Origin of the sequence: Halomonas terrestris (assembly GCF_049166755.1) — a bacterium.
Classification (GTDB): Bacteria; Pseudomonadota; Gammaproteobacteria; order Pseudomonadales; family Halomonadaceae; genus Halomonas.
Genome location: NZ_JBMHFZ010000018.1, coordinates 1 through 16,460 on the forward strand (window position 1 = coordinate 1; position 16,460 = coordinate 16,460).

Consider the following 16,460-nt stretch of genomic DNA (forward strand, 5'->3'; position numbering starts at 1 on the left):
GGAAAAAAGGCGGCGGGGATGTCCCCGCCGCCAACCACCGATCGTTGCCGATCGAGAGAGTGCTCGCCAGTCAGTCCGACACGACCTCAGATCTCGAAGCCCAGGCCGAAGTCCTCGGCGCTGATCGCCATCAGCGGCTCGGCGCCGGCCTCGATGGCCTGCTTGTGGGCGCGGGTGCGCGGCAGCAGGCGCTGGTAGAAGAAGCGCGCGGTGTCCAGCTTGGCCCGGTAGAAGGCGGCCTCACCGGTGCCCTCGGCCAGCACGGTGCGGGCCTGCTTCGCCGCACGGGCGAACAGGTAGGCGAGGGTCACATAGCCGGCGTACATCAGGTAGTCGACGCTGGCCGCGCCCACCTCCTCGCGGTCGGTCATGGCCTTCATGCCGATGCCCATGGTCAGCTCGCCCCACTCGGCGTTGAGCTTGGCCAGGGGGCGCACGAACTCGGCCAGCTCGCCGTTGCCCTCCTCGGCCTGGCAGAACTTGTGGATCTCCCTGGTGAAGACCTTGAGGCTCTCACCCTGGCTCATCAGCACCTTGCGGCCCAGCAGGTCGAGGGCCTGGATGCCGGTGGTGCCCTCGTAGAGTCGGGTGATGCGAGCGTCGCGCACCAGCTGCTCCATGCCCCACTCCTGGATGAAGCCGTGGCCACCGAAGACCTGGACGCCCTCGTTGGTCGCCTCGAAGCCCACCTCGGTGAGGAACGCCTTGACGATGGGGGTCAGCAGGCCCAGCAGGGTCTCGGCGCGTTCCTTCTCGGCGGCGTCACTGCCGTGCTCGACGATATCGATCATCTGGGCGGTGTAGAGGGTCAGCATCCGGCCGCCCTCGGCGAAGGCCTTCTGGGTCAGCAGCATGCGGCGCACGTCCGGGTGGACGATGATCGGGTCGGCGGCCTTCTCCGGCGCCCTGGGGCCGGAGAGCGCGCGCATCTGCAGGCGGTCGCGGGCATAGGCCAGGGCGTTCTGGAAGCTCGCCTCGGTGAGGCCCAGGCCCTGGATACCGACGCCGATGCGGGCGGCGTTCATCATGGTGAACATGCAGGCCAGGCCCTTGTTGGGCGCGCCCACCAGGAAGCCTTTCGCCGCGTCGAAGTTCATCACGCAGGTGGCGTTGCCGTGGATGCCCATCTTGTGCTCGAGCGACCCGCAGGAAACGCCGTTGCGCTCGCCCGGGTTGCCGTCGGCATCGGGCAGGTGCTCATTCGGTAAGAACTTCGGCACCACGAACAGCGAGATGCCTTTCGAGCCCTCGGGGGCGTCGGGCAGCTTGGCCAGCACCAGGTGGACGATGTTCTCGGCCAGGTCGTGCTCGCCGGCAGAGATGAATATCTTCGTCCCCGTGACCGCATAGCTGCCGTCGTCATCGGGCACCGCGCGGGTCTTGATCAGGCCCAGGTCGGTGCCGCAGTGGGGCTCGGTGAGGCACATGGTGCCGGTCCAGGTGCCTTCGACCAGCCTGGTCAGGTAGGTGGCCTGCTGCTCCTCGGTGCCGTGGTGGCGCAGGGCGTCGGCGGCGCCGTGGGAGAGCCCCGGGTACATGCCCCAGGCCAGGTTGGTGGAGCAGACCATCTCGTTGAGCACCATGGCCAGCGAGTGCGGCAGCCCCTGGCCGCCGTGGGCGGGGTCGGCGGCGAGGCTCGGCCAGCCGCCCTCCACGTACTGGGCGTAGGCCTCCTTGAAGCCCTTGGGTGCCTTCACCTCGCCGCCCTCCAGCAGGCAGCCCTCGCGGTCGCCGCTCTGGTTCAGCGGCAGCAGCACCTCGCGGGCGAAGCGCGCGCCCTCCTCGAGTATCGCCGCCACCACGTCGGGGCTGGCCTCCTCGCCGCCGGGCAGGCGGGCGTAGTGGGCCGGGTAGTCCAGCATCTCGTCCATCACGAAGCGGATATCGCGCAGGGGGGCCTGATAGTCGGGCATCTCGATCTCTCCCAGAAAAGGTCGCCTGAAGTCGGGCGCAGGAAGGCGGCGGCGGCCGCTTTCAAACATGTGTTTGAAATTACGCGCGAGAGAACAAGGAGTCAAGCGTTCGTTTTAAAGCTGGAAGCTGGACAGCAACATCAGCTTCTAGTCTCGATGGAAAACACCCCCGCAGGTTGGCTACGAGGGTGTTTCTTCTTCAGGCTTCGCGCTTATAGCTTACAGCTCCCGGCGAAGCCGGGTCATTGCATGCGGATACCGCCGTCGAGGCGGATCACCTCGCCGTTGAGCATGGGGTTGGTGATGATCTGCTCGGCCAGGCGGGCGAACTCGTCGGGCTTGCCGAGCCGCTTGGGGAAGGGCACGGCGGCGGCCAGGGCCTGGGCGGCCTCGTCGGGGATCTCGCTCATCATGGGGGTCTCGAAGACTCCGGGGGCGATGGCCATCACCCGCACGCCGTGACGCGAGAGCTCCCGGGCCGCGGGCAGGCTCATGCCCACCACGCCGGCCTTGGAGGCGCTGTAGGCGCACTGCCCCACCTGGCCGTCCATGGCGGCGATGGAGGCGGTGTTGATGATCACCCCGCGCTCGCCGTCCTCGCCCGGCGCACGCTTCGCCATGGCCGCGGCGGCCAGGCGCATCACGTTGAAGGTGCCCACCAGGTTGATGTTGATGGTGCGCATGTAGGCGTCGAGGTCGGCGGGGTTGCCCTCGCGGTCGACCAGCTTGGCCACGCTGACCACGCCGGCGCAGTGCACGACGCCGGCCAGGCCACGGCCATCGCTGAGCGCGACGGCGGCGTCCACCGCCGCCTGGATGTCGTCACCCGAGGTGACGTCGCCGCGCACCGCCCGGGCGGCGTCGCCCAGGCGCTCGGCGTGGGCCTGGACGGCATCGTTCAGGTCGCAGAGCACGACCCGGCCGCCGGCGGCGACCAGCCGCTCGGCGGTGGCCGCCCCCAGCCCGGAGGCGGCGCCGGTGATCAGAAAGGTATTGTCCTTGACGTGCATATCGGGGTCCTTGGGTTACTTGGCCGGCGCCGCGTCGGCCTTGTCGACGGCATCGGCGCGCAGCTTGAAGCGCTGGATCTTGCCGCTCGGGGTCTTGGGCAGCTCCTCGACGAATTCGATCACCCGCGGGAAGGCGTGGGTGGAGAGCCGCTCGCGCACCTGCTTGCGGATCTCGTCGGCCAGCTGCTCGCTTGCCTCGAAGCCCTCGCGCAGCACCACGTAGGACTTGATGATCTCGCCGCGGATCTCGTCAGGCTGGCCCACGGCAGCGGATTCCGCCACCGCCGGATGGGTCATCACGCTGTTCTCCACGTCGGTGGGTCCCACCCGGTAGCCGGCGGTGGTGATGATATCGTCGTCGCGGCCGGCGAACTGGAAGGTACCGTCCTCGTTGCGGATCACCACGTCGCCGGTCAGGTAGTAACCCTCGGCGAAGGGGTGCTTCTCCTGCCAGGTGTAGCCGGCGAAGAAGTGCGCCGGGGAGTTCTCGATGTCCACTGCCAGCACGCCCGGCTCGCCCGCGGGCAGCTCGTTGTACTCGGCGTCGAGGATCGCCAGGCGGTAGCCGGGCATCGGCACGCCCATGGCGCCGACATGCTTGGGATGGTCCAGGGCATGGTGGTTGTTGCAGGTCATGCCGGTCTCGGTCTGGCCGTAGTGGTCCATGACCGGGCAGCCCAGGGCGCGCTCCACCCAGGTCACCACCTCGGTGTTGAGCGGCTCGCCGGCGGAGCTCGCCGCGCGCAGCTCCAGGGTCCGGTGGGCGTCGTCGAACAGGCCGGAGGCCTTCATCAGCCGGTAGGCCGTGGGGGCGGCGGCGAAGTTGGTGATGCGGTGTCGCGTCATGAAGTCAAGCGCGCCCTCGGCGGAAAAGCCCGCCTCGCAGAAGTGGGTGGTGACGCCCAGCAGCAGCGGTCCGGCGATGGCGTAGTAGAGGCCATAGGCCCAGCCCGGGTCGGCCATGTTCCAGAAGCGGTCGGTGTCGCGCAGGTCGACGGCCAGCTCCATGTAGAGGGCGAAGGCGGGCATGGCGGCCAGCGGCACCGCCACCCCCTTGGGCTTGCCCACGGTGCCGGAGGTGAACATCTGCAGGAAGGGCGCGTCGCGACCCAGCCGCGGCGGGTTCGAGGCGATCGGCGAGTGGGCCAGCGCATCGCGCCAGTCAAGGTCGTCGCCGTGATCGGCGTCCGGGCCGCCCACCGCCAGCACCGGCGGGCACTGGGAGAGGCCGTCGAACTTGAAGCGGTTGGCGTGATCGGTGATCACCAGCCGGGTGTCGGCGCGGCCCAGGCGGTAGTCCACGGCGTCCGGGCCGAAGGCGGTGAACAGCGGCTGGTAGACCGCGCCGATGCGCCAGGTGGCCAGCACCGCCACCAGCAGCTGGGGCGAGCGCGGCAGCATGCAGGCGATGCGGTCGCCCACGCCCAGGCCGCGCTCGGCGAACCATCCGGCGAGCTTCGCGCTCTGGGCCTCGAGCTCGGCGTAGGTCAGGGTATTGACGTTGCCCTGGGTATCCTCGTGGACCAGCGCCGGCACTTCGCCCCGGCCGGCGCGCAGGTGGCGCCCGCAGCAGGATTCGAAGGCATTGGCCTTGCCGTCCCGGTGATCGTCGAGCCGGGCGATCACGTCCTCGACGGAGAAGGTTTCCAGGTAGGTGCGGTAATCGGGAAGGTTCGCTTGGGTGCTCATGGAGTGACTGCCCTCTCGCGGTTTGTGCTTGTTGTCGGCCAAGGCGTCGGCAGGGATCGGCGCCGGCGTGCGGGCCCCTCTACCGTGTTATATGCAGTTGACGTAAGCGTCAACCTAGCAAGCGCTCGGTACAACGTAGTAACTTGCACGAGACAGGGCAACCCCTGGCGGGAGAAAGGCGACTAGACCATGGTCGAGCGAGCGGGCCAACGGGCCCGCCAAGGGCATCAGGCAGCGGGATGGGTGATCATGGCGACCAGCTCGCGGGCCAGGTCGTCCGGGGAGCGCGGCCCGGCCGGATCGTACCAGCGCACCGTCCAGTTCAGTGCCCCCATCACGAAGCGCGACACCAGGAAGCGGTCGCCATGAATCAGTCCCGCCGCCAGGGCCTCGTCGATGACCTGCTCCCACAGGGCCTCATAGGCGTCGCGCAGGTGGCTCAGGTGATCACGCGACTCGGCATCGAGCCGGCGCCATTCGTAGAGCGCCACCACGTGAGCATTGCGATCGGTGAGCAGGGTCTCGAGATGAGCGCTCGCCATGGCATGCAACCGTGCCTCGGGCGTGCTGTCGCACAGCTGGAGGGCCTCGCGCGCGATGGCCAGGGCGTTCTGGGTCCCCTCCTCGATCACCGCCGCGAGGATCTCCTGCTTGTCGCGGAAATGATGGAAGAGGCTGCCGGACTTGATGCCCATCTCCTGGGCCAGCATGCGCACCGTGGTGCGGTCGAAGCCCTCCTGGACGAACAGCTGTGCCGCCTGGCGCGTGAGTTCCTTGCGGCGGGGGGAGTCATTCATTACATTCATCGACGTTTACACTAGCGCTTGCTTGGTTGACCCTGAGAAAACCACAGCCCTGCGAACGGGTCAACGCGGCGGCCCCGTCGGCCGGCCTCGATGCCCCGGCAACAGTGAAGCGCCGGGGGCTACACCCAATCACGAAGCGGCTCCACCGGGAACCGCACGCCACACCGGGAGAACCACCATGAGCCACGCCAGCGATATCGTCTTCCTCTCCGCCGCCCGCACCCCCATGGGGGGCATGCTCGGCAGCCTCGCCAGCCTCACCGCCCCGGAACTCGGCGCGGTAGCCATTCGCGCCGCCATCGAGCGCGCCGCCATCGAGGCCACCAGCCTCGATGAAGGCATCCTGGGCTGCGTGCTGCCCGCCGGCGTCAAGCAGGGCCCGGCCCGCCAGGCCATGCGCCAGGCCGGCATCCCCGACGCCATCGGCGCCACCACCGTCAACAAGCTGTGCGGCTCGGGCATGAAGGCCACCATGCTGGCCCACGACCTGATCCGCGCCGGCAGCGGCGAGGTGATGCTCGCCGGCGGCATGGAGTCCATGTCCAATGCTCCCCACGTGCTGACCCGGGCACGCACCGGCTACCGTCTGGGGCACGGCGAGCTCAAGGACCATATGTTCCTGGATGGCCTGGAGGACGCCGAGACCGGCAAGCTGATGGGGGTGTTCGCCCAGGACGTCGCCAGTGCCCGCGACTACAGCCGCGAGCGCCTGGATGACTTCGCCATCGCCTCCCTGGAGCGCGCCATGGCGGCCACCAATGCCGGCCACCTGGACGCCGAGATGGCCCCGGTCACCGTCACCACCCGCCAGGGCGAGAACCTGGTCGAGCACGACGAGCAGCCCTTCCAGGCCAAGCTCGACAAGATCCGCTCGCTGCGCCCCGCCTTCGCCAAGGAGGGCACCATCACCGCGGCCAACTCCAGCTCCATCTCCGACGGCGCCTCGGCGCTGATACTCGCCAGCGCGTCGGCCGCCGAGCGCCTCGGCGCCAGGCCGCTGGCGCGCATGCTGGGCCACAGCACCCACTCCCAGCACCCCAGCGAGTTCACCATCGCCCCGGTGGGCGCCATCGACAAGCTGCTGAAGAAGCTCGACTGGCGCGTCGACGACGTCGACCTCTTCGAGATCAACGAGGCCTTCGCCGTGGTCACCCTGCTGGCCATGGACGGGCTCGACATCCCCCACGACAAGGTCAACGTCTTCGGCGGCGCCTGCGCCCAGGGCCACCCCATCGGCTCCACCGGCTCGCGGATCATCGCCACCCTGATCCACGCCCTGCGCACCAAGGGCGGCAAGCGCGGCATCGCCAGCCTGTGCATCGGCGGCGGCGAGGCCACCGCGGTGGCGGTCGAGCTGGTCGACTGAGGCCGGCGGCGTGACAGGGACGCCCGGGATGCATGAAGCCTGGATCGCCTCGCCCCGCGGCGAACGCTTCGCCGCGCGCTGGGCCCCTCCGGGCGGCGAGACGCCACGCAGCCCCATCGTGCTGCTGCACGACTCGCTGGGCTGCGTGGCACTGTGGCGGGAATTTCCCGCCATGCTCGCCGTCGCCAGCGGCCGGGAGGTGATCGCCTACGACCGTCTCGGCTTCGGCAAGTCGGCCTGCCATCCGGGCCCGCAACCCACCAGCTTTATCGCCGATGAGGCCGAGGCCTTCGACGAGCTACGCGAGCGCTTCGGGCTTGCGCGCTTCATGGCCCTGGGGCACAGCGTCGGCGGCGCCATGGCGACCGAGATCGCCGGCCGGCATGCCGACGGCTGCGAGGCGCTGATCACGGTGGCGGCCCAGGCCTGCATCGAGCCGCGCACCCTGGCCGGCATCCGCGAGGCGGAGCACGCCTTCCGGAACCCCGCCGCCATGGCGCGCCTGACGAAGCATCACGGTGACAAGGCCGAATGGGTGCTGCGCGCCTGGGTCGACACCTGGCACGCCGAGGCCTTCGCCGACTGGACGCTGGACAGCGCGCTGCATCGCGTGACCTGCCCGACCCTGGTGATCCACGGCAAGCACGACGAGTACGGCTCACTGGCCCAGCCCGAACGTATCGCCGGGGGGGTCGCCGGCCCCATCGAGACCGCCATCCTGCCCTGCGGCCATGTCCCACATCGCGAGTGCCCCGAGCAGCTGATCGCCACCCTCCAGCCCTTCCTGGCCGGCCCGACCTCGGCCTGACGCTTGACCGCTGTATCCACTCACCCCCGGGGTGCCGCCAGACGATCGAGGCGCAGACGCTCTCGGCCATCGAACAGCCGGCGGCTGCCTGCCGCCACCGCGGCCAGGGTACCGAAACCGGTCCCCAGGGTGATGGTGAACATCACGAGTATCTGGTACTTCACCGCCAGCGCCGGCGAGGTGCCGGCCAGTATCTGACCGGTCATCATGCCCGGCAGGCTGACCACCCCGGCGGCGGCCATGGCATTGATCATGGGCATCAGCCCGCTGCGCATCGCCTCGCGGCGGATGTCACCGATCGACTCCTGCCAGCGCTGGCCCAGCATCAGCCGGTTCTCGATCACGGCCCGCTGGCGCCAGGCGGTGTCGGTGAGACGATCGAGCGCCAATGCCACCCCGGTCATGGTGTTGCCGAGCATCATCCCCAGCAACGGGATGGCGTACTGGGGACGGTACCAGGGCTCCGGGCCGATGATCACCGTCAGGGTGAGTACCGTGACGGTGAAAGACGACAGGAACATCGCCACCGTACCGATGCCGAAGGCCCAGCCACCCAGCAGTCGACGCTTCTGGCGTGCCATCACCTCGCGGCCGGCAATCAGCAGCATACCCAGCGCCATCAACGCCACCCAGTGCAGCCGTGACGCCGCGAACAGCGCCTCGAGCACCAGGCCGACCAGCGCCAACTGGATCACCGTGCGCGCTGCGGCGACCAGCAGGCTCCGGCTCATCCCCAGGCGCGCGGCTGCGGTGCAGGCAGCCAGGGCCACCACCAGAAGCGCTGCCATGGCCAGTTGCCACCAGGAGAGATCGATCACGTTCATGCGCTCTGCTCCACTTCTACCAGGCGGTTGTCGCGTATGCGCAGGTGGCGCCTCGCCACCCGTCCGATCTGTGCCCGGTCGTGGGCGACCCAGATCACCGGCCAGCCGCAGCCCCGCACCTTCTCCAGCAGCCAGGTCTCGACCCGTCGCGTGGTGGCATCGTCCAGGTTGGCGGTGGGTTCATCCAGCAGCAGGGCGGAGGGCTGGCGACACAGGGCACGCAGCAGGGCCAGGCGTTGCTTCTCGCCAGACGAGAGCCGGCTCACCTGCCACTCCAGCACCATCGGGTCTAAGCCCAGGGCATCGAGATCGTGGGGATCGGGAGCGGCGAGGTGCTCACCGACGCTGTCGGCCCACCAGTGGCTCTCCGCCGGCACCAGCATCACCCGCCGACGCCAGTGATGGCCCGGCATGGCGGACTGGGCCCGGTCGCCCAGCCACACCTCGCCGCCGTGGGGCTCGAGGTCGGCAATGGCACGCAACAGTCGGCTCTTTCCGGAACCGCTGGGGCCGGAGAGGCAGAGAATCTCGCCGGGGGCCACGACCAGTTCGACGGGGTGCAGCCCTCCGACGGTGACACTCTCGAGCCGCAGGGCACCCAGGTCAGACAAGATGATCACTCCCGTTCGTGAAAACTGGGATCCTACCGTGGCAGGGGGTCGGTAGTCTGGTAACTTGCGACATCAAGGTCGCCATTTTCCATCAGGATTTCGATGATGCCCCATTTCCTGGTCTTCCTGGGCTCGGCCCGGGACGGCACCCCGCCCCCGCCCGCTCGCCTTGTGGGCCGAGGCCGCCGCCAGGCATCGCCACATCCAGGACCCCAGCGTGGTTTCGCCGGCCTTCCAGCGCGCCCCGGACCAACGCAACGCGCCAGCAACGGGGTGAACGTCATGCACCGAGTGGCCAAGTGCCGCCGTCGGCCTTAAAATATACGCCAATCCATATGTTCACGCTCGCCGGCCAAAGGATCCTGTTCATGACCACACATCGGGACACCCCGTCACCCAGCACTTCGGAGGGCATGGGGCTCTTCGAGCGCTTCCTCTCGGTCTGGGTGGCGCTGGCCATCGTCGCCGGGGTGCTGCTCGGCCAGTTCGCCCCGGCGGTGCCCGAGACGCTCTCGCGCTTCGAATATGCCCAGGTGTCGATCCCGGTGGCGATCCTGATCTGGGCGATGATCTTCCCCATGATGGCGCAGATCGACTTCTCCGCCGTGCTCGGTGTGCGCCGCCAGCCCAAGGGGCTGATCATCACCACCTCGGTGAACTGGCTGATCAAGCCCTTCACCATGTTCGCCATCGCCTGGTTCTTCCTGATGGTGGTGTTCGCCCCGCTGATCCCGGAGCCCCTGGCCAGCCAGTACCTGGCCGGCGCCATCCTGCTGGGGGCCGCGCCCTGCACCGCCATGGTCTTCGTGTGGAGCTACCTGACCCGCGGCGACGCCGCCTACACCCTGGTGCAGGTCGCCCTCAACGACCTGATCATGCTGTTCGCCTTCGCCCCCATCGTGGTTTTCCTGCTCGGGGTCTCCAATATCCAGGTGCCCTGGGATACCGTGGCCCTGTCGGTGGTGCTCTACATCGTCATCCCGCTGGCTGCCGGCTACCTGACCCGCCGTACCCTGATCGCCCGCCACGGCATCGAGTGGTACGACAACGTCTTCATGAAGAAGGTGGGGCCGATCACCCCCGTCGGGCTGATCATCACCCTGGTGCTGCTGTTCGCCTTCCAGGGCGAGGTGATCCTGGAGGCGCCCCTGCACATCGTGCTGATCGCCATCCCGCTGATCATCCAGACCTTCCTGATCTTCTTCATCGCCTACGGCTGGGCCAAGGCGTGGCGGGTGCCCCACAACGTGGCGGCCCCCGGGGCGATGATCGGCGCCAGCAACTTCTTCGAGCTGGCGGTGGCCGCCGCCATCGCCCTGTTCGGCCTGCAGTCCGGCGCGGCACTGGCCACGGTGGTGGGGGTGCTCGTCGAGGTGCCGCTGATGCTGGCGCTGGTGCGCATCGCCAACAAGACCCGGCACCACTTCCCCGAGGCCGAGGCGCAGGCCCCCGCCGAGGCCAGGGGCTGACCCATGGCCATCGAGGTCAGCGACCGCGCCCGCGAATGGCTCAAGCGGAAAGGGGGAGTCGCCACGGTGCGCCTCTCCCCGCGCCACGGCTGCTGCGGCGGAGGAGCCGATATCGCGGTGGCCGAGGCCAGGGCGCCGGATGCACCCGAGCGCTACACCCGCCTCGACCTCGACGGCGTGACCGTCCATATCGACCCGACGCTGGTCGACCAGGGCCTGAGGCTCGACGTGGAGGGCTTCCTGGGCCTCAGGCATCTCTTCGTGGAGGGCGCCTCCCCCACCCGTTCCAAGGAGTAACACCATGTTCAAGCACATCCTGGTCGCCGTGGACTTCTCCCCCGCCTGGCCGCTGCTGCAGGCGCGGCTGAAGACGCTGACCGGCTGGGGCACCGAGCGGGTGACGCTGGTCCACGTGCTCAGCTCCCGCTACCCCGCCACCCCCGAGGAGACCCACCGCCCCCACTACGAGGCCAGGCTGAAAGAACTCGCCGGCGACCTGGCCGACCCGGGGCTGACGATCGACACCGAGGTGCGCTGCGGCGAGCCCGGTGCCGTGCTGACCGAGGCCGCCAGCGACCTGGGGGCCGACCTGCTGCTGCTGGGCTGTCGCGGCCACAACCGCCTGCATGAGTTCTTCCTGGGCAGCACGGCTCTGGATGCCGCCCGCCTGACCGTGCAGCCGCTGTGGCTGGAGCCGGTGGCCGAGGCGCTGGTCGGCGCCGACTCGCGCCTGCTGATGCTGGCCACCGACGGCTCCGAGGCCGTGGGCGGCGCCGAGGCCCTGGCCGCGCGGCTCGCCCCGCACTTCCAGCGCCGCCTGGCGGTGACCGCCACCTGCGCCTCCGAGGGGTGCGATCGCGAGATCGCCGACGCCCAGCATCATCTCGACGAGATCGGCCAGCACATCGAGGGCCTCGAGACCCGGGTGCTGGACGGCGACCCGCGCCATGCCATCGTCGAGGCGGCCCGGCGCGAGCAGGCCGACCTGATCGTGATCGGCAAGCGCGGGCGCAACCGCATCCAGGAGTTCCTGCTGGGCAGCACCGCCGAGGCCATCGCCCGGGACGCCCACTGCCCGGTGCTGGTGGTACCCCGGGGCACCTGATCCATCGTGTCGTTCGCCCTCGGGTCCTTGCCAGCGGCAGTGCCAGCGGGAATGATGCCAAGATGCTCACTTCACTGATCCGGCGCTTTCCGCTGGCGGTCATCGTGCTCGCCCAGCTGTTCGGCACCTCGCTGTGGTTCTCGGTCAACGGCGTGGGGCTGTCGCTCTCCCGCGACCTGGGCTTCTCCGAGGCGGACCTGGGCCGACTGACCCTCACCGTGCAGGCGGGCTTCATCGCCGGCACCCTGTTCATCGCCACCACGGGCCTGGCAGACCGCTTTCGCGCCAGCCGGATCTTCGCCGCCTCCTGCTTGGCCGGTGCCCTGGCCAATGCCGGCTTCGTGCTGGTGGCCGACCAGATGTCCCTGGCGATCACCCTGCGCCTGCTGACCGGGCTGTGCCTGGCCGGCATCTACCCGCTGGGGATGAAGCTGGTGATCGGCTGGACGCCGAAGCACACCGGCGCGGCGCTGGCCTGGCTCGTCGGCATGCTGACCCTGGGCACCGCCCTGCCCCACCTGCTGCGCGGCGCCAGCCTGGGCATGCCCTGGGAGTGGCCGCTGCTGGGCGCCTCCGCGCTGGCCCTGCTGGGCGGTGCCCTGATCCTGTCCCTGGGGGATGGGCCACACCTGCCGCCCTCGAGCGGCAGGGCCCGGCTGCTGGACGGCCTGGCCGCGCTGCGCGAGGCCCGCTTCCGCGCCGTGGCCGGAGGCTACTTCGGCCACTGCTGGGAGCTCTACGCCTTCTGGACGCTCGCCCCCTTCCTGGTCGCCCGGGAAGTGGCGCGACTCGGCGCCCCGCCGGCCTGGATTCCCTGGCTGTCGTTCACCGTCATCGCCCTGGGGCTCGCCGGCTGCGTGGGTGGCGGCCGGCTGAGCCGAAGGCTCGGCAGCCTGTGGGTGGCGCGCCGCGCCCTGGCCGCCTCGGGGCTGATCTGCCTGGCGTACCCGCTGATGACCTGGCTGCCGCCTGGCATGCTGCTGTTGCTCCTTGCCTTCTGGGGGCTGACCGTGATCGCCGACTCGCCGCAGTTCTCGGCGCTGGCCGCGGCAAGCGCACCTCGCGAGCGGGTGGGGTCGACCCTGGCGGTGATGAACGCCGTGGGCTTCGCCCTGACCATCCCGGCCATCTCGCTCACCACCGCCCTGTGGGAACTGCAGGGCGCCTGGGTGCTGTGGTGGCTGCTGCCGGGGCCGCTGCTGGGCCTCTGGGCCCTGCGCCCACTGACGATCGCCCACGCCGCCGCCGAGGGCCGTACGCGCTGAGCCCCACCCCCCTTGACGCATATCACGGCGGTCGAGCCAGGGGTGTGCTATACCGAACGTCACATCGTTGAGCTTGCCCCCTTGTCGCCACCAGGAGTCTGCCATGTCATCTCGCGACGCCGTCATCTGCCACCCCGTGCGCACCGCCATCGGCACCTACGGCGGCAGCCTCAAGGACACCCCGGCACCCGACCTGGGCGCGCGGGTCATCCAGGAGACCCTCTCCCGCTCCGGGCTGGCCGCCGACAAGGTGCAGTCGCTGGTGATGGGTCACGTCATCCAGGCCGGCTGCCGCATGAACGCCGCCCGCCAGGCCGGCATCGGCGGCGGGCTGCCGGTGGAAGTCCCGGCACTCACCTCAACCGGGTCTGTGGCTCCGGCGCCCAGGCCGTGGCCAGCGCCGCCATGGAGATCTGGAGCGGCATGGCCGACTGCGCCATCGCCGGCGGCATGGAGAACATGGACCGCGCCCCCTATGTGCTGCCCCAGGGCCGCTGGGGCGCGCGCATGGGCGACGTGACCATGCACGACACCATGCTGCTCGATGGCCTCAACGATGCCTTCAGCGGCAAGCACTCCGGCTGGCACACCGAGGACCTGGTCACCCGCTACGCCATCTCCCGTGACGACCAGGACGCCTGGGCGCTGCGCTCCCAGCTGAACTTCTCCAGGGCCCAGGAGGCGGGCCACTTCGACGCCGAGATCGCCGGCGTCGAGCTCACCAGCCGCAAGGGCACCACCACCTTCGCCCGGGACGAGCACAACCGCGGCGATACCACCGCGGAGTCCCTGGCCAGGCTGATGCCCGCCTTTCGCAAGGAGGGCACCATCACCGCCGGCAATGCCCCGGGGCTCAACAGCGGCGCTGCGGCGATGATCGTCGCCGAGCGCGACTGGGCCGAGAAGCAGGGCCTCGCGCCCATGGCAAGGCTGGTGGCCTTCGGCGTCGGCGCCGTGGAACCGGGCTACTTCGGTATCGGCCCCGTGCCGGCGGTCAGGCAGGCCCTCGAGCGCGCCGGCTGGTCGGTGGGCGACCTGGACCGGGTGGAGATCAACGAAGCCTTCGCCGCCATCGCCCTGGCCTGCCAGCGCGAGCTCGGCCTGCCGGAGGCGATCGTCAATGTGGAGGGCGGCGCCATCGCCCACGGCCACCCCATCGGCGCCACCGGCGCGGTGCTGACCACCCGCCTGCTGCATGCCATGCAACGCAACGGCCAGCGCCGCGGCATCGTCACCCTGTGCATCGGCGGCGGTCAGGGCATCGCCCTGGCGCTGGAAAGCCTCTGATCCCAACCCACTCTCCCTCTTTCCCTTCCCCCGGTTGCCGGGAGCTTGATGCCCCTCAAGCTCCCGGCAGGCAGGGCTAGTAAATATACGCATAAGCATATATCATTATCGACATACCTCTCAGCTTGTCGCGAGGCTTCACATGTCGGAATCCAGGCCAGCCACCCCCTCCTTTCCCCAACGCCTGCTGGGCCTCGCCAGGGAGAATCCCGAGCAGGTGCGCTGGCTGGGTGCCGTGGTGGGAATCTTCCTGCTGATCTACTTCCTGCCCGCCGGCAGCGCCCGCTTCGACAACGCGGTGCTGGAAGGCATCCGGCTGACCCACTGGTACGCCCAGGAGCACGTGATCCTCTGCCTGCTCCCGGCCTTCCTGATCGCCGGCGCCATGGCCGCCTACCTGAGCCAGGGCGCGGTGATGCGCTACCTGGGCCCGTCGGCGCCAAAGCCGGTCGCCTTCGGCATGGCATCAATCTCCGGCACCCTGCTGGCGGTCTGCTCCTGCACCGTGCTGCCGCTGTTCGGCGGCATCTACCGGCGCGGCGCGGGGCTGGGGCCGGCGGTGGCCTTCCTCTACTCGGGGCCGGCCATCAATATCATGGCCATCGTGGTCACCGCCAAGGTGCTGGGCCTGGAACTGGGGCTGGCGCGGGCCATCGGCGCCATCGTCTTCGCCGTGGTGATCGGGGTGATCATGCACCTTATCTATCGCCGCGAGGAGCAGGCGCGTGCCGTTGCCAACGGCCGCGGCTTCGAGGGCGAGCTCTCCCGTCCCCTGGGGCAGATCGCCCTCTTCTTCGGCCTGATGGTGGGCATCCTGGTGTTCGCCAACTGGGCCGCCGCCGACAGCCCGACCTGGATGGCCATCCACGCCCTCAAGTGGCACATCACCGCCCTGCTCGCCGGCCTCTTCGCCCTGCTGCTGATCCGCCGCTGGGGCTGGCCGCTGCATCAGGTGGCGGTACTGGCCGGCGCCGTGGTGCTGGCCGCCCTGCTGGTGCCCGGCGTGCCGGAGCTGGCCTTCGCGGTGGGCATCATCGGCCTGATGCTGATCGCCACCCTGCGCGACGACGACCGGGAGTGGGCCGAGCAGAGCTGGGACTTCACCAGGCAGATCATGCCGCTGCTGCTGGTCGGGGTCTTCGTGGCCGGCCTGCTGCTGGGCCGCCCCGGGGAGGAGGGGCTGATTCCCTCCGAGTGGGTGGTGCTGGCGGTGGGGGACAACGGCTTCCGCTCTACCTTCCTTGCCTCGCTGCTGGGCGGCTTCATGTACTTCTCGACCCTCACCGAGGTGCCCATCGTCCAGGGGCTGATCGGCAACGGCATGGGCAAGGGCCCGGCCCTGGCGCTGCTGCTGGCGGGGCCGGCGCTGTCGCTGCCCAACATGCTGGTGATTCGCACCATCATGGGCACCCGGAAGACCCTGGTCTACTGCTCGCTGGTGGTGGTCATGGCGACCCTCACCGGCTATCCCTACGGTCAGTTCTGGCCCTGAGCACTGATCATCGACTCTGACCATGAGCCACGGGGCCGCGCGAGTCACCTCCCGTGGCCTGCCTTCCACCCGCAAGGAGTGATGCCATGAAACTCAAGATCTACGGCAGCGGCTGCAAGAAGTGCCAGCAGCTCGCCGCCAATGCCGAGACCGCCACCCGTGCCCTGGGCATCGGCTGCGAGATCGAGAAGGTCACCGACGTCAACGACATCGTCGATGCCGGCGTACTGCGTACGCCGGCACTCGGGGTCAACGGCGAGATCCTCGTCGAGGGCAAGGTGGCCAGCGCCACGGAGCTCGAGAAGCTGCTCAAGGCCTGATGCCGGTAACGGGCCCGGCGCCTGGCGGGTTCAGGGCACCGGGCCGCTCCCCTCCGTACCGAATGCCTCGCTGAGAGAGCCCTGGTAGCGCCAGCCGTCCGGCACCCGCAGCTCGTGGCTCTGGCTACCGGCCAGGCGACAGATCGCCACGCCGGGCGGCGTACCGCCGATGCCGATGTTCACCGTCTCGAAGGTCAGCCAGTCGCAGGGGGTGATCAGGCCGCGCTTCTGGTCGGCGAAGGCGATGTCCTCGACGTTGCCCTCCCAGTCGAAGCGCAGGCCCAGTGCCACCAGGCGACCCACCAGGCGACGCACCTCGGCCGGGTCGAACAGGCTGATGCTGACCAGTTCGTCGTCGGAGCAGACGCCCTGCTCGGGCAGGCTGTCGCCCAGGGCCTCCCAGCCTCCCGGGATGCGCTGCTCCACCGCCGCCGCACGGACGATCACCGCCGTTGCTTCCACCAGTACCGCCATGAACCTCTCCCCCACCTCGTG

15 protein-coding genes and 1 pseudogene are annotated in these 16,460 nt (G+C 69.5%); 9 read left to right on the forward strand and 7 right to left on the reverse strand.

What is annotated here, in order from left to right; genetic code table 11:
- Positions 1 to 86: 86 nt before the first annotated feature.
- The 4 genes from ACOMD9_RS15650 to ACOMD9_RS15665 all read right to left on the reverse strand — a co-directional run bounded on the left by ACOMD9_RS15650 (position 87) and on the right by ACOMD9_RS15665 (position 5,409).
- Positions 87 to 1,913: an acyl-CoA dehydrogenase C-terminal domain-containing protein gene (locus tag ACOMD9_RS15650; protein ID WP_421416705.1), complete on the reverse strand. Its 1,827-nt coding sequence runs from the start codon at positions 1,911 to 1,913 to the stop codon at positions 87 to 89.
- A 242-nt stretch (positions 1,914 to 2,155) separates the two neighbouring features.
- Positions 2,156 to 2,923, reverse strand: coding sequence for an SDR family NAD(P)-dependent oxidoreductase (locus ACOMD9_RS15655; RefSeq protein WP_421416708.1), 768 nt, complete (start codon positions 2,921 to 2,923; stop codon positions 2,156 to 2,158).
- A gap of 15 nt (positions 2,924 to 2,938) precedes the next feature.
- Positions 2,939 to 4,612, reverse strand: coding sequence for an AMP-binding protein (locus ACOMD9_RS15660; RefSeq protein ID WP_421416710.1), 1,674 nt, complete (start codon positions 4,610 to 4,612; stop codon positions 2,939 to 2,941).
- 227 nt (positions 4,613 to 4,839) lie between these two features.
- A complete protein-coding gene (locus ACOMD9_RS15665; RefSeq protein WP_421416713.1) occupies positions 4,840 to 5,409 on the reverse strand; it encodes a TetR/AcrR family transcriptional regulator in 570 nt (189 codons plus the stop codon).
- 187 nt (positions 5,410 to 5,596) lie between these two features.
- On the opposite strand from ACOMD9_RS15665, the gene ACOMD9_RS15670 reads away from it, so the two are divergent.
- Both ACOMD9_RS15670 and ACOMD9_RS15675 read left to right on the forward strand, forming a co-directional pair.
- Positions 5,597 to 6,784: an acetyl-CoA C-acyltransferase gene (locus tag ACOMD9_RS15670; protein WP_421416715.1), complete on the forward strand. Its 1,188-nt coding sequence runs from the start codon at positions 5,597 to 5,599 to the stop codon at positions 6,782 to 6,784.
- A 28-nt stretch (positions 6,785 to 6,812) separates the two neighbouring features.
- Entirely contained in the window at positions 6,813 to 7,592 is a 780-nt protein-coding gene (locus ACOMD9_RS15675) for an alpha/beta fold hydrolase (RefSeq protein ID WP_421416718.1), read from the forward strand.
- A 20-nt stretch (positions 7,593 to 7,612) separates the two neighbouring features.
- Here ACOMD9_RS15675 and ACOMD9_RS15680 read toward each other — a convergent pair whose 3' ends face one another.
- Positions 7,613 to 8,416, reverse strand: coding sequence for an ABC transporter permease (locus ACOMD9_RS15680; protein ID WP_421416721.1), 804 nt, complete (start codon positions 8,414 to 8,416; stop codon positions 7,613 to 7,615).
- Positions 8,413 to 9,027: an ABC transporter ATP-binding protein gene (locus ACOMD9_RS15685; RefSeq protein ID WP_421416724.1), complete on the reverse strand. Its 615-nt coding sequence runs from the start codon at positions 9,025 to 9,027 to the stop codon at positions 8,413 to 8,415. The genes ACOMD9_RS15680 and ACOMD9_RS15685 overlap by 4 nt, the downstream gene beginning before the upstream one ends.
- A 368-nt stretch (positions 9,028 to 9,395) precedes the next feature.
- On the opposite strand from ACOMD9_RS15685, the gene arsB reads away from it, so the two are divergent.
- The 7 genes and pseudogenes from arsB to ACOMD9_RS15720 all read left to right on the forward strand — a co-directional run bounded on the left by arsB (position 9,396) and on the right by ACOMD9_RS15720 (position 15,965).
- On the forward strand, positions 9,396 to 10,496 hold the full coding sequence (gene arsB, locus ACOMD9_RS15690) for an ACR3 family arsenite efflux transporter (RefSeq protein ID WP_421416726.1): 1,101 nt from the start codon (positions 9,396 to 9,398) through the stop codon (positions 10,494 to 10,496).
- A gap of 3 nt (positions 10,497 to 10,499) precedes the next feature.
- A complete protein-coding gene (locus tag ACOMD9_RS15695; RefSeq protein WP_421416728.1) occupies positions 10,500 to 10,793 on the forward strand; it encodes a CC/Se motif family (seleno)protein in 294 nt (97 codons plus the stop codon).
- Between the two features lie 4 nt (positions 10,794 to 10,797).
- A complete protein-coding gene (locus ACOMD9_RS15700) occupies positions 10,798 to 11,601 on the forward strand; it encodes a universal stress protein (protein ID WP_421416730.1) in 804 nt (267 codons plus the stop codon).
- 62 nt (positions 11,602 to 11,663) lie between these two features.
- Positions 11,664 to 12,866, forward strand: a complete 1,203-nt coding sequence (locus tag ACOMD9_RS15705; RefSeq protein ID WP_421416731.1) for an MFS transporter — start codon at positions 11,664 to 11,666, stop codon at positions 12,864 to 12,866.
- A 103-nt stretch (positions 12,867 to 12,969) separates the two neighbouring features.
- Positions 12,970 to 14,153, forward strand: a pseudogene (locus ACOMD9_RS15710) (thiolase family protein).
- A gap of 142 nt (positions 14,154 to 14,295) precedes the next feature.
- Complete coding sequence (locus ACOMD9_RS15715; protein WP_421416734.1) at positions 14,296 to 15,645, forward strand: permease; 1,350 nt, start codon at positions 14,296 to 14,298, stop codon at positions 15,643 to 15,645.
- A gap of 86 nt (positions 15,646 to 15,731) precedes the next feature.
- On the forward strand, positions 15,732 to 15,965 hold the full coding sequence (locus tag ACOMD9_RS15720; protein ID WP_421416736.1) for an MTH895/ArsE family thioredoxin-like protein: 234 nt from the start codon (positions 15,732 to 15,734) through the stop codon (positions 15,963 to 15,965).
- A gap of 30 nt (positions 15,966 to 15,995) precedes the next feature.
- Here ACOMD9_RS15720 and ACOMD9_RS15725 read toward each other — a convergent pair whose 3' ends face one another.
- Positions 15,996 to 16,439: a hypothetical protein gene (locus ACOMD9_RS15725; protein WP_421416738.1), complete on the reverse strand. Its 444-nt coding sequence runs from the start codon at positions 16,437 to 16,439 to the stop codon at positions 15,996 to 15,998.
- Positions 16,440 to 16,460: the final 21 nt, after the last annotated feature.

Coding starts and splice junctions, on each gene's coding strand:
- ACOMD9_RS15650 (WP_421416705.1), bottom strand. CDS start 1,913: ATGCCCGACTATCAGGCCCCCCTGCGCGATATCCGCTTCGTGATGGAC.
- ACOMD9_RS15655 (WP_421416708.1), bottom strand. CDS start 2,923: ATGCACGTCAAGGACAATACCTTTCTGATCACCGGCGCCGCCTCCGGG.
- ACOMD9_RS15660 (WP_421416710.1), bottom strand. CDS start 4,612: ATGAGCACCCAAGCGAACCTTCCCGATTACCGCACCTACCTGGAAACC.
- ACOMD9_RS15665 (WP_421416713.1), bottom strand. CDS start 5,409: ATGAATGACTCCCCCCGCCGCAAGGAACTCACGCGCCAGGCGGCACAG.
- ACOMD9_RS15670 (WP_421416715.1), top strand. CDS start 5,597: ATGAGCCACGCCAGCGATATCGTCTTCCTCTCCGCCGCCCGCACCCCC.
- ACOMD9_RS15675 (WP_421416718.1), top strand. CDS start 6,813: ATGCATGAAGCCTGGATCGCCTCGCCCCGCGGCGAACGCTTCGCCGCG.
- ACOMD9_RS15680 (WP_421416721.1), bottom strand. CDS start 8,416: ATGAACGTGATCGATCTCTCCTGGTGGCAACTGGCCATGGCAGCGCTT.
- arsB (WP_421416726.1), top strand. CDS start 9,396: ATGACCACACATCGGGACACCCCGTCACCCAGCACTTCGGAGGGCATG.
- ACOMD9_RS15695 (WP_421416728.1), top strand. CDS start 10,500: ATGGCCATCGAGGTCAGCGACCGCGCCCGCGAATGGCTCAAGCGGAAA.
- ACOMD9_RS15700 (WP_421416730.1), top strand. CDS start 10,798: ATGTTCAAGCACATCCTGGTCGCCGTGGACTTCTCCCCCGCCTGGCCG.
- ACOMD9_RS15705 (WP_421416731.1), top strand. CDS start 11,664: ATGCTCACTTCACTGATCCGGCGCTTTCCGCTGGCGGTCATCGTGCTC.
- ACOMD9_RS15715 (WP_421416734.1), top strand. CDS start 14,296: ATGTCGGAATCCAGGCCAGCCACCCCCTCCTTTCCCCAACGCCTGCTG.
- ACOMD9_RS15720 (WP_421416736.1), top strand. CDS start 15,732: ATGAAACTCAAGATCTACGGCAGCGGCTGCAAGAAGTGCCAGCAGCTC.
- ACOMD9_RS15725 (WP_421416738.1), bottom strand. CDS start 16,439: ATGGCGGTACTGGTGGAAGCAACGGCGGTGATCGTCCGTGCGGCGGCG.